Source organism: Pseudomonas sp. NBRC 111143, from assembly GCF_001320965.1.
In the GTDB taxonomy this organism is placed as follows: domain Bacteria; phylum Pseudomonadota; class Gammaproteobacteria; order Pseudomonadales; family Pseudomonadaceae; genus Aquipseudomonas; species Aquipseudomonas machongensis.
The window spans coordinates 1-11,846 of record NZ_BCBT01000056.1; the positions used below are offsets into that span (position 1 = coordinate 1).

Genomic DNA, 11,846 nt, shown 5'->3' on the forward strand with positions numbered 1-11,846 from the left:
CTTGCCCGCGAACAAGGGCGACACCGCCCGCAGATCGTTACATCAGTCTTCCAGCAGCTCTTCGGCGGTACCCAGGATGTTCTCCAGGGTGAAGCCGAACTCCTCGAACAGCGCGGCGGCCGGGGCCGATTCGCCGTAGGTGGTCATGCCGATGACGCGGCCTTCGAGGCCGACGTACTTGTACCAGAAGTCGGCATGGGCAGCTTCGATGGCGATACGCGCACCGACTTCCAACGGCAGTACCGACTGCTTGTAGGCAGCGTCCTGGGCGTCGAACACGCTGGTGCTTGGCATCGACACGACGCGGACCTTGCGGCCCTGCTCGCTGAGCTTGTCGAACGCCTGGACCGCCAGGCCCACTTCGGAACCGGTGGCGATCAGGATCAGCTCAGGCTCGCCGGCGCAGTCCTTGAGCACGTAGCCGCCACGGGCGATGTCGGCGATCTGCTGGGCGCTGCGCTCCTGGTGCTGCAGGTTCTGACGCGAGAAGATCAGCGCCGAAGGGCCGTCCTTGCGCTCGAGGGCGGCTTTCCAGGAAACGGCCGACTCGACCGCGTCACCCGGACGCCAGGTGTCCAGGTTCGGCGTGCTGCGCAGGCTGGTCAGTTGCTCGATCGGCTGGTGGGTCGGGCCGTCTTCGCCCAGACCGATGGAGTCGTGGGTGTAGACGTGGATGACGCGTTGCTTCATCAGGGCCGACATGCGCACCGCGTTGCGGGCATATTCCATGAACATCAGGAAGGTGGCGCCGTAAGGCACCAGGCCGCCGTGCAAGGCCACGCCGTTCATGATGGCGGTCATGCCGAACTCGCGCACGCCGTAGAACACGTAGTTGCCGCTGGCGTCATTGGCCTCGACACCCTTGCACCCTTTCCACAGGGTCAGGTTGGAACCGGCCAGGTCCGCCGAACCACCGAGGAACTCGGGCAGCAGCGGGCCGAAGGCGTTGAGGGTGTTCTGGCTGGCCTTGCGGCTGGCGATGGTCTCGCCCTTGGCGGCGACTTCATTGATGTAGGCCTGGGCCTTCTCGGCGAAGTCGGCCGGCAGGTCGCCAGCAGCGCGGCGCTTGAACTCGGCGGCGAGTTCAGGGAAAGCCTTGGCGTAGGCGTCGAAACGCTGGTTCCACTCGGCTTCGGCCTTGGCACCGGCTTCCTTGGCGTCCCACTCGGCGTAGATGTCGGCCGGAATTTCGAACGGGCCGTGGTTCCAGTTCAGTTCCTTGCGGGCCAGGGCGATTTCGTCGTTGCCCAGCGGCGCGCCGTGGCAGTCTTCCTTGCCCTGCTTGTTCGGCGAGCCGAAACCGATGATGGTCTTGCAGCAGATGAGGGTCGGACGGTCGCTCTTGCGCGCGGTCTCGATCGCCATCTTGATTTCTTCGGCGTCGTGGCCGTTGACGTTGCGAATGACCTGCCAGTTGTAGGCTTCGAAACGCGCCGGGGTGTTGTCGGTGAACCAGCCGTGGACTTCGCCGTCGATGGAGATGCCGTTGTCGTCGTAGAAGGCGACCAGCTTGTTCAAGCCCAGGGTGCCGGCCAGCGAGGCGACTTCGTGGGAAATACCTTCCATCATGCAGCCATCGCCCAGGAACACGTAGGTGTTGTGGTCGACGATCTGGTGGCCTTCACGGTTGAATTGCGCTGCCAGCACTTTCTCGGCGAGGGCAAAACCGACCGCGTTGGCGATGCCCTGGCCGAGCGGGCCAGTGGTGGTCTCGACGCCTGGGGTGTAGCCATATTCCGGGTGGCCCGGGGTACGGCTGTGCAGTTGGCGGAACGCCTTCAGGTCATCGATGGACAGGTCGTAGCCGGTCAGGTGCAGCAGCGAATAGATGAGCATCGAGCCATGGCCGTTGGACAGCACGAAGCGGTCACGGTCGGCGAAATTCGGGTTGCTCGGGTTGTGCTTGAGGTAGTCGCGCCAAAGCACTTCGGCGATATCCGCCATGCCCATGGGGGCACCTGGATGGCCGCTGTTGGCCTTTTGCACGGCATCCATGCTGAGGGCACGAATGGCGTTGGCACGATCACGACGGCTGGGCATCGCTTATCTCCTGAGGCTTGAATAAGTGGTGAAACGAAAAAAGGCGGCCATTTTCGCCCACTGGGGGCCTTCGGGGCAATGACGGATGGTCGCAGTCGGGGATTTTTCCTGTGATTGGCTGGCACTTCGGGTAAAAAACGTGGGACCGGCGTCGTGCTTTGCGCGAGTGAACCCACCCACACGGCTCCCGGAGCCAGGCATCAGCCACCCATCAGGCAATATCAAAACTTTTTGATATTGCCTTGCCAGGGCAACGATGCCTGTCTAGACTGCCGCCCCATGAACCTGCGTGCGCAAGCGATACCCCAGCAAAGCGACGCACTGGCTGCCCTGTGCAAGGCCAGTGGCGATGCGCTGCGCCTGAATGTCCTGCGCGCCCTGGCCAGCGACTCGTTCGGCGTACTGGAGCTGGCGCAAATCTTCGACATCGGCCAGTCCGGCATGAGCCACCACCTCAAGGTGTTGGCCCAGGCCGAACTGGTGGCCACGCGCCGCGAAGGCAATGCGATCTTCTATCGCCGCGCCCTGCCCGACAGCCTGCGCCAGGGCGGACGCCTGCACGCGGCCCTGCTCGAAGAAGTCGACGAACTGGCCCTGCCGGACGATGTGCAGGCGCGTATTGCCCAGGTGCAGCAGCGCCGCGCGGCCACCAGCCAAGACTTTTTCCAGCGCGTCGAAGAGAAGTTCCGTGCCCAGCAGGACCTGATCGCTGGCGTGCCGCAATACCGCGAAAGCCTGCTGTCCCTGCTCGACAAGCTGAGCTTTGGCAGCAACGCCAGCGCGCTGGAGGTTGGCCCCGGCGATGGCGGCTTCCTGCCCGACCTGGCGCAGCGCTTCGCCCAGGTCACGGCGATGGACAACAGCCCGACCATGCTCGAGCTGGCGCGCCAGGTCTGCGAACGTGAAGGCCTGGATAATGTAATCCTGCAGTTGGCCGATGCACTGGGTGCAACGGATGTGGAAGCCGACTGCGTTGTGCTGAACATGGTCCTGCACCATTTCAGCGACCCGGCCCTGGCCTTGCGCCTGCTGGCCAAACGGGTGAAGGCGGGCGGCAGCCTGCTGGTCACCGAGCTGTGCAGCCATGATCAGGGGTGGGCGCGGGACGCCTGCGGCGACCTCTGGCTTGGCTTCGAGCAGGACGACCTGGCCCGTTGGGCCAATGCTGCGGGGCTGACCCCCGGGGACAGCCTCTATGTTGGCTTGCGTAACGGTTTCCAGATTCAGGTCCGCCATTTCCAGCGGGCCGCTGGCGACACACACATCGGTAAATTTTAGGAACCCCTCGAGATGAGCGAATACTCCCTTTTCACTTCCGAGTCCGTGTCCGAAGGGCATCCGGACAAGATCGCCGACCAGATTTCCGACGCGGTCCTGGACGCCATCATCGCCCAGGACAAATACGCCCGCGTAGCCTGTGAAACCCTGGTCAAGACCGGTGTCGCCATCATCGCCGGCGAAGTCACCACCTCGGCCTGGGTCGATCTGGAAGACCTGGTGCGCAAGGTCATCATCGACATCGGCTACAACAGCTCCGACGTCGGCTTCGATGGCGCCACCTGCGCTGTGATGAACATCATCGGCAAGCAGTCGGTGGACATCGCCCAGGGCGTCGACCGCTCCAAGCCGGAAGACCAGGGCGCAGGCGACCAGGGCCTGATGTTCGGCTACGCCAGCAACGAAACCGAAGTGCTGATGCCTGCGCCGATCTGCTTCTCGCACCGTCTGGTCGAGCGTCAGGCCGAAGCGCGCAAGTCCAAGTTGCTGCCGTGGCTGCGCCCGGACGCCAAGTCCCAGGTCACCTGCCGCTACGAGAACGGCAAGGTGGTCGGCATCGACGCGGTGGTCCTGTCGACCCAGCACAACCCTGAAGTGTCGCAGAAAGACCTGCAGGAAGCGGTGATGGAGCTGATCGTCAAGCACACCCTGCCGGCCGAACTGCTGCACAAGGGCACCCAGTACCACATCAACCCGACCGGCAACTTCATCATCGGCGGCCCGGTGGGCGACTGCGGCCTGACCGGCCGCAAGATCATCGTCGACTCCTACGGCGGCATGGCCCGTCACGGTGGTGGCGCGTTCTCCGGCAAGGACCCGTCCAAGGTCGACCGCTCCGCCGCCTACGCCGGTCGCTACGTGGCCAAGAACATCGTCGCCGCAGGCCTGGCCGAACGTTGCGAGATCCAGGTCTCCTACGCCATCGGCGTAGCCCAGCCGACCTCCATCTCGATCAACACCTTCGGTACCGGCAAGGTGTCCGACGACAAGATCATCCAGCTGGTGCGCGAGTGTTTCGACCTGCGCCCCTACGCGATCACCACCATGCTCGACCTGCTGCACCCGATGTACCAGGAGACCGCTGCCTACGGTCACTTCGGCCGTGAGCCGCAGCAGAAGACCGTGGGTGACGACACCTTCACCACCTTCACCTGGGAGCGCACCGACCGCGCCGCCGCCCTGCGCGACGCCGCCGGCCTGTAAACACCCGGCCTGACAAAAGCCCCTGGCGAGTGATCGACAGGGGCTTTTTCGTTTCCGGAAATTACTGCAAGTCCGTGTAATGCACTGATTACGTAGGCACTTTCCTCATCTTGCCAGCGATCAGTCCATTGCGGTTTCCAAATGGGCAAAATCAGGGCAGGATTTCCCTTTTTGCCGCCCTGCCCTGAAAAGAGGCTCTAGTTCATGAAATCAGTTTCCACGCTCGTTCTGCTGGCTGCCGTCGGCCTGGCCGCCGGCCCCCTGCAGGCCGCCCAGCCCGAGCCCGGCCTGACCGGCTGCGCTGCCAAGCGCAGCGCCATCGAAAACCAGTTGAGCGAAGCCCGCGCACACAACAACAGTGCCCAGGTCGCAGGCCTGGAAAAAGCCCTGAGCGAAGTCACGGCCAACTGCACCGATAGCAGCCTGCGCAAGGAGCGCGAGCAGAAGGTGCTCGACGCCCGGCATGAAGTGAACCAGCGCACCAAGGACCTGGACAAGGCCATGAAGAAGGGCGACTCGGAGAAGATCAACAAGCGCAAGGAAAAGCTCGCCGACGCCAAGAAGGAACTGCAGGAAGCGGTCGACGAACTCGAGCGCTGAGGCCTGCGGCAAACGCGGTCGCTCCCACACAGGGCACCGCAGATCATCAATGATTGCGAAACTCGGTATGACAGGCCTTGCACGCAGCCTCGACGCGGTCCATCGGTGCCTTCAGCCCAGCAGCATCCAATGGCTGGCTGCGGGTCACACCGACCAGCTCACCGGTGACGCTCTCGAGCCGGCGGGCCAGGTCATGAAAACGCGCCTGGCGCTCCCAGACCTCAGGCCGGGCGCTGCTATCTCCCCCGTCACGAGCCTGCGGGAAGTGCTGCCAGGGTTCGTGGGCCAGGGTATCGAGCTTTACCGCCCCCTCGGCGAACCTCGCCCCATCGAACGGCAAGCGGCCGCGCAACATGCCGCCCAGGTCTTCACTGGTCTTGAGCATGTCCTTGAAGATTACCTTGCGCTGGCCCAATGGCGAGTTCGGATCGATACGCTCGCAAGCGGTCAGGGTCAGGGTGGCGAGCAGCACTACGGTCAATCGCTTGAACATCACGGTCTCTTCGGCCTGCATGAACGGGTCGCCAGTATCGCCGCCCGTCGGGCAAAGACCAATAGCCACACAAAAGACAAGGGCGAATTTTCATCTCCGCCCGTAACAGGACCCCGCTTATGAAATCTGCTTTGCGCCCTCTGGCCTGGGTGCTCCCGGCCTTGGCCCTGCTGGCCGGCTGCAACGGCGGCGAGGGCACCAAGCCCGAGCCCCACGCCATCGCCACCTATGCCGGTGCCACCTGGCAAGATTTGCCGAGCGTCACTGACAGCGACCTGGTCGCAGGCTTTCAGGCCTGGCGCAACGGCTGCGAGAAACTCAAGCGCGACCCGGTCTGGGCTGCGACGTGCAGCGCGGCGGCTGCAGTGCCGGGCGATCCCGCCCAGGTACGTGCCTTCCTGCAACAGAACCTGCAGGTCTACGGCCTGCGCTCCGCCGAGAACAACGCCAACGGCCTGATCACCGGTTACTACGAACCGGTCTACCCAGGCAGCCTGACGCGCACGGCACAAGCCCGGGTCCCCGTCTATGGCCCTCCAGACGACATGATCGTGGTCGACCTGGCCAGCGTATACCCGGAGCTCAAAGGCAAACGCCTTCGCGGTCGTATCGAAGGTCGTGTGCTCAAGCCCTACGACACCGCCGAAGTGATCAACCGCCAGGGTGTGAAGGCGCCGGTGCTGGCCTGGCTGACCGACCCGATGGACCTGCAGTTCCTGCAGATCCAGGGCTCCGGTCGCGTGCAACTGGAGAGCGGCCGCCAGCTGCGCCTGGGCTACGCCGACCAGAACGGCCACCCCTACCGACCGATCGGCCGCTGGCTGGTGGACCAGGGCCAGTTGAAGAAAGAAGACGTGACCATGGGCAGCATCCACGCCTGGGCCCAGGCCAACCCACAACGGGTGCCGGAGCTGCTGGCGAGCAACCCGAGCTATGTGTTCTTCGCCGCAGGCCCCGACAGCGACGAAGGCCCGCGCGGCTCGCTCAACGTGCCATTGACCGCGGGCTACAGCGTGGCCATCGACCGCAAGGTGATTCCGCTGGGCAGCCTGCTGTGGCTGTCCACCACCCGACCGGACGGCTCGCCGGTGGTGCGCCCGGTAGGTGCGCAGGACACCGGCGGCGCGATCACCGGCGAGGTGCGCGCCGACCTGTTCTGGGGGACCGGCCCCGAGGCCGGCGAGCTGGCTGGGAACATGAAGCAACAAGGGCAGATCTGGATGCTGTGGCCCAAGGGGGCTGCTCTGCCTGAAGTGCCGAAGGTGCCGTGATCGGGGGTTAAGCTATCGCGGGGCAAGCCCGCGATGGCTTCATGCCGATACGACGAACAACGACACGATCAATGCCAATCCGGCGAACCATACCAGCGAGCGCAACGCCGCCCAGTCCGCCAGGTAGCAGATGATGTACAGCAGCCGACTGGTGATATACAGCACCGCCAGCACATCCTGGGTCACCTGCTCGGCGTTGCCGACGATATCCGCCACCAGCACCGCTGCGGCAAAGGCTGGAAACGCCTCGTAGCCGTTCTGCTGCGCCGCATTGGCGCGCCGAGGCAGGCCCGAGAGCGTGTCGAGAAAGGCTCGCGGATCATGGTTGTCGCTCAAGCCAAAACGGCCACTGGCGACTTTGGCAATCAATGCGCACAAAGGCGGCAGGACCAGGGCGATCAGGATGCACCACAGGGCAACGGTCATGGACAGGCTCCTCGTTCAGAAAGGTCAGAGCTTCATCACCAGCATGCCTGCCAGGACCAGCCCGCAAGCTAGGAGTCTCGGGCCGCCAAAAGGTTCTTTGAGATAGCGCATGCCCAACAGCACCACCAGGATCACACTGACCTCCCGCAGCGCCGCCGCCTCCGCCACCGACCCCAGATGCATGGCCCACAACACCAGGGCATAACTCAGCAATACACACAGCCCGACCGCCAACCCGAGTCGCCATTGGCTGCGCCAGAACAGCACGAAGGGTGCACGTCGGGCCACGCCCGCCAGCACCGGGAACGGCCAGGCACTCAGCAGAGTGAGCCAGACCAGATAGTCCCACGGTTTACCCCACAGGCGCACCGCCTGGCCGTCGAACCAGGTGTAACAGCCGATGCACAGGCCGATCAGCGCCACCACCGGCAGCATCGACCAGGGCAGCCGATCACCGCCACCGCCCTGCCAGAGCAGACAAGCCATGCCGCAGGGGATCAGCAGGATGCCAATGATCTGCTGGCCGCTCAGCGACTCACCGGCGAAAGCCAGGGTCAGCCCCAGCACCACCAGCGGCGACAATCCACGCATCAGAGGATAGACCAGGCCCAGGTCACCGACCCGGTAGGCCTTGATCAGCAGGACACGATAGACCTGCTCGGCCAGCGCCGAGGCCAGCAGCCAAGGCCAGATCGCGGCCGGAGGGGGCTCGACGAACGCCACCGCGAGCACCGCGAAGACCAGCGCCACCGCGTCCATGCTGGCGATCACCAGCAGGCGTTCTGCGCTGAACTTGATGAGGGTGTTCCAGGTGGCATGCAGCAGGGCGGCGATCAGGACGAGGGAAGTTGCCAGCACGCGGAAGGTTCCTTGAACAAGACTCGCGTCACTATATACGCGATCCGGGCAGCGCCTGTAGGCGCGGCTTCAGCCGTGAAGTGAGGAACGATCCTGATAATTCCGGTCATAAGGTGTGTCCCGAGTGCTCCGTCAGGCCATCAAAGAACTGCCCGAGCTGTTCGGGTTACGACTTGGAAGCCATTGTCACAGGATTCAGGATGCTTGAATTAGTTGCCGCGTTCATCTGCCTCACCACCCTCCTCACCTATGTGAACTACCGTTTCATCGGCCTGCCGCCCGCCATCGGCGTGATGGTCACCGCCCTGCTGTTCTCACTGATCCTGCAAGGCCTGAGCCTGATCGGCTTTCCCGGCCTGGAGGAACGCGTCGAAGGCTTGATGAACCAGATCGACTTCAATGACCTGCTGATGCACTGGATGCTGTCGTTCCTGCTGTTCGCGGGCGCGTTGCACGTCAACCTCGGCGACCTGCGCAGCTACCGCTGGCCAATCGGCCTGCTCGCCACCATCGGCGTTCTGATCGCCACCGTGGTAATCGGCTATCTCGCCCACTGGGTGTTCGCGATGTTCGGCTGGGACGTACCGCTGATCTACTGCCTGCTCTTCGGCGCGCTGATCTCGCCGACCGACCCCATCGCGGTGCTCGGTGCTCTGCGTACCGCCAACGCCCCCAAACCGCTGAAGACCACCATCGTCGGTGAGTCGCTGTTCAACGACGGCACCGCGGTGGTGGTGTTCACCGTGCTGCTGGGCATCATCCAGCTCGGCGAGACGCCAAGCGTTTCCGACACCGCCATCCTGTTCGCCCGCGAAGCCGTAGGCGGCGTGGTGTTCGGTGGGCTGATCGGCTACGCCACCTACCGCATGATCAAGAGCATCGAGCAGTATCAGGTGGAGGTGATGCTGACCTTGGCGCTGGTGATCGGCGGCTCGGCCATGTGCTACGAGCTGCACGTGTCGGCGCCGATCGCCATGGTGGTAGCCGGCCTGATCATCGGCAACCTGGGGCGTAACCTGGCGATGAACGACATGACCCGTCGCTACATGGATGGTTTCTGGGAGCTGATCGACGACATGCTCAATGCCCTGCTCTTCGCCCTGATCGGCCTGGAGCTGTTGCTGCTGCCGTTCAACTGGCTGCACCTGGCAGCGGGTGGCGTGCTTGCGGTCGCGGTGCTGGCATCGCGCCTGTTGACCGTGGCGCCGGCCATCGTCTTGCTGCGGCGCTGGCGCGAAGTGCCACGTGGCACGGTGCGGGTATTGACCTGGGGAGGCTTGCGCGGGGGTGTATCGGTGGCCCTGGCGCTGTCGCTGCCGGTGGGCGACGAACGCGACCTGCTGCTGTCGATCACCTACATCGTGGTGCTATCGTCGATCCTGGTGCAGGGGCTGACAATCGGCAAGGTGGTGCGACGGGTAAGCGCCCAGCCGTGATTACGATGGCGCGCACTTCGCGGGCAAGCTCGCGAAGTGCGCCGCACGGTTTCCAGCTCTACTCCACCGCCGAATCCGGGAACTGATCCTGGATGTACTTGATCTCGGTGCGCCCGTGCGGTGCCGGCAGGCCATCCTCGCCCAGATTGACGAAGACCATCTTGTCGACGGTGAGGATGCTCTTGCGGGTGATCTTGTTGCGCACTTCGCACTGCAGGGTGATCGAGGTGCGGCCGAACTCGGTGGCGGTGATACCCAGCTCGATGATCTCGCCTTGGCGCGAGGCGCTGACGAAGTTGATCTCGGAAATATACTTGGTCACCACCCGCTGGTTGCCCAACTGGACGATGGCGTAGATCGCCGCTTCCTCGTCGATCCAGCGCAACAGGCTGCCACCGAACAAGGTGCCGTTGGGATTGAGGTCTTCGGGTTTTACCCATTTGCGCGTGTGGAAATTCATTACAACTCCTGACGTGCCTGACTGACGTGGGGTAATGATGGCAGACCCGCCGGTCAGCCTCCATTGAACATCGACTATCGTCGCGATAAATCGACAGAAAGTCTTGGGTGTGTCACACGGGCGCGGCTATAATCTCGCCGTTTTCCAATGGCCACCCGCTGCGGTGGTCATCCCGCCACCTGTCCGAGGGGCGCTGCAGCAGGTTCACCTGTCAGGCTCGGATGGGGCGTTGTCCGCTGCTGCGGACGCTCAACGCACAACGGCGCCCATTCGCACACTACGAATGGAGGCTCTTCATGAGCGCTGTAAACACGCCCGCTGGTTTTTCCGACTTCAAGGTCGCCGACATCTCCCTGGCCGACTGGGGCCGCAAGGAAGTCATCATCGCCGAATCGGAAATGCCCGCACTGATGGGCCTGCGCCGCAAGTATCAAGCCGAGCAACCGCTCAAGGGCGCGAAGATCATCGGCTGCATCCACATGACCATCCAGACCGCCGTGCTGATCGAGACCCTGATCGCCCTGGGCGCCGAAGTGCGCTGGTCGTCCTGCAACATCTTCTCCACCCAGGACCAGGCTGCTGCTGCCATCGCCGCTGCCGGTATCCCGGTGTTCGCCTGGAAAGGCGAAACCGAGCAGGAGTACGAGTGGTGCATCGAGCAGACCATCCTGAAAGATGGCCAGCCCTGGGACGCCAACATGGTTCTGGACGACGGCGGTGACCTGACCGAAATCCTGCACAAGAAATACCCGGCCATGCTGGACAAGATCCACGGCGTGACCGAAGAGACCACCACTGGCGTGCACCGCCTGCTGGACATGCTGGCCAAAGGCGAGCTGAAAGTCCCGGCGATCAACGTCAACGACTCGGTCACCAAGAGCAAGAACGACAACAAGTACGGCTGCCGTCACAGCCTGAACGACGCCATCAAGCGCGGCACCGACCACCTGCTGTCGGGCAAGCAGGCCCTGGTGATCGGCTACGGCGACGTGGGCAAGGGCTCGGCCCAGTCCCTGCGTCAGGAAGGCATGATCGTCAAGGTCACCGAAGTCGACCCGATCTGCGCCATGCAGGCCTGCATGGACGGCTTCGAAGTGGTTTCGCCGTTCAAGGACGGTATCAACACCGGCACCGAAGCCGGCATCAACAAGGACCTGCTGGGCCGCATCGACCTGATCGTCACCACCACCGGTAACGTCAACGTCTGCGACGCCAACATGCTCAAGGCCCTGAAAAAGCGCGCAGTGGTCTGCAACATCGGTCACTTCGACAACGAGATCGACACCGCCTTCATGCGCAAGAACTGGGCATGGGAAGAGGTCAAGCCACAGGTGCACAAGATCCACCGCACCGGCGCCTGCACCTTCGATCCGCAGAATGACGACTACCTGATCCTGCTGGCCGAAGGCCGTCTGGTGAACCTGGGCAACGCCACCGGCCACCCGAGCCGCATCATGGACGGCTCGTTCGCCAACCAGGTACTGGCGCAGATCTTCCTGTTCGAGCAGAAGTTCGCCGAGCTGCCAGCTGCGAAGAAGGCCGAGCGCCTGACCGTCGAAGTGCTGCCCAAGAAGCTCGACGAAGAAGTGGCCCTGGAAATGGTCCGCGGCTTCGGCGGTGTAGTCACCCAGCTGACCCCACAGCAGGCCGAGTACATCGGCGTGACTGTCGAAGGCCCGTTCAAGCCCGACGCGTACCGCTACTAAGCGGCGTGCGGCGCGCACTGCGCGCCGCAGCAGCGCAAGGATCTGAACGACGCCCAAGCCAGATCGGCCATCACC

The 11,846-nt window shown here is 63.6% G+C and carries 11 protein-coding genes and 1 riboswitch; of the genes, 6 read left to right on the forward strand and 5 right to left on the reverse strand.

The genetic code is table 11. The features are described from left to right. Nucleotides 1-42: 42 nt before the first annotated feature. Nucleotides 43-2,040 carry a transketolase gene (tkt, locus tag APH44_RS23515; RefSeq protein ID WP_054894815.1) on the reverse strand — a complete coding sequence of 666 codons (1,998 nt, stop codon included), beginning with the start codon at nucleotides 2,038-2,040 and terminating at the stop codon, nucleotides 43-45. Between the two features lie 279 nt (nucleotides 2,041-2,319). On the opposite strand from tkt, the gene APH44_RS23520 reads away from it, so the two are divergent. The 3 genes from APH44_RS23520 to APH44_RS23530 all read left to right on the forward strand — a co-directional run bounded on the left by APH44_RS23520 (nucleotide 2,320) and on the right by APH44_RS23530 (nucleotide 5,121). Beyond that, nucleotides 2,320-3,318 (forward strand): metalloregulator ArsR/SmtB family transcription factor, encoded by a 999-nt coding sequence (locus tag APH44_RS23520; protein WP_054894816.1) that lies wholly within the window; start codon nucleotides 2,320-2,322, stop codon nucleotides 3,316-3,318. A 12-nt stretch (nucleotides 3,319-3,330) separates the two neighbouring features. Next, nucleotides 3,331-4,521: a methionine adenosyltransferase gene (metK, locus tag APH44_RS23525; RefSeq protein WP_054894817.1), complete on the forward strand. Its 1,191-nt coding sequence runs from the start codon at nucleotides 3,331-3,333 to the stop codon at nucleotides 4,519-4,521. 204 nt (nucleotides 4,522-4,725) lie between these two features. After that, a complete protein-coding gene (locus tag APH44_RS23530; RefSeq protein ID WP_054894818.1) occupies nucleotides 4,726-5,121 on the forward strand; it encodes a DUF1090 domain-containing protein in 396 nt (131 codons plus the stop codon). 46 nt (nucleotides 5,122-5,167) lie between these two features. On the opposite strand, the gene APH44_RS23535 is transcribed toward APH44_RS23530, so the two are convergent. Beyond that, the gene (locus tag APH44_RS23535) at nucleotides 5,168-5,614 is read right to left on the reverse strand and encodes a cytochrome c (protein ID WP_054894850.1); all 447 of its coding nucleotides are present in this window, start codon (nucleotides 5,612-5,614) and stop codon (nucleotides 5,168-5,170) included. A 119-nt stretch (nucleotides 5,615-5,733) separates the two neighbouring features. On the opposite strand from APH44_RS23535, the gene APH44_RS23540 reads away from it, so the two are divergent. Further along, nucleotides 5,734-6,885 (forward strand): murein transglycosylase A, encoded by a 1,152-nt coding sequence (locus tag APH44_RS23540; RefSeq protein WP_054894819.1) that lies wholly within the window; start codon nucleotides 5,734-5,736, stop codon nucleotides 6,883-6,885. A 39-nt stretch (nucleotides 6,886-6,924) separates the two neighbouring features. On the opposite strand, the gene APH44_RS23545 is transcribed toward APH44_RS23540, so the two are convergent. Then, nucleotides 6,925-7,311: an MAPEG family protein gene (locus APH44_RS23545; protein ID WP_054894820.1), complete on the reverse strand. Its 387-nt coding sequence runs from the start codon at nucleotides 7,309-7,311 to the stop codon at nucleotides 6,925-6,927. A gap of 24 nt (nucleotides 7,312-7,335) precedes the next feature. Further along, the gene (locus APH44_RS23550; RefSeq protein WP_054894821.1) at nucleotides 7,336-8,169 is read right to left on the reverse strand and encodes a DMT family transporter; all 834 of its coding nucleotides are present in this window, start codon (nucleotides 8,167-8,169) and stop codon (nucleotides 7,336-7,338) included. A 200-nt stretch (nucleotides 8,170-8,369) separates the two neighbouring features. On the opposite strand from APH44_RS23550, the gene APH44_RS23555 reads away from it, so the two are divergent. After that, nucleotides 8,370-9,605 carry a sodium:proton antiporter gene (locus APH44_RS23555; RefSeq protein WP_054894822.1) on the forward strand — a complete coding sequence of 412 codons (1,236 nt, stop codon included), beginning with the start codon at nucleotides 8,370-8,372 and terminating at the stop codon, nucleotides 9,603-9,605. A 58-nt stretch (nucleotides 9,606-9,663) separates the two neighbouring features. On the opposite strand, the gene APH44_RS23560 is transcribed toward APH44_RS23555, so the two are convergent. Further along, a complete protein-coding gene (locus APH44_RS23560; protein ID WP_054894823.1) occupies nucleotides 9,664-10,065 on the reverse strand; it encodes an acyl-CoA thioesterase in 402 nt (133 codons plus the stop codon). Between the two features lie 179 nt (nucleotides 10,066-10,244). Then, a riboswitch (S-adenosyl-L-homocysteine riboswitch) is annotated at nucleotides 10,245-10,340 on the forward strand. A 21-nt stretch (nucleotides 10,341-10,361) separates the two neighbouring features. Here APH44_RS23560 and ahcY point away from each other — a divergent pair. Next, nucleotides 10,362-11,771, forward strand: coding sequence for an adenosylhomocysteinase (gene ahcY / locus APH44_RS23565; protein WP_054894824.1), 1,410 nt, complete (start codon nucleotides 10,362-10,364; stop codon nucleotides 11,769-11,771). Nucleotides 11,772-11,846 lie beyond the last annotated feature (75 nt).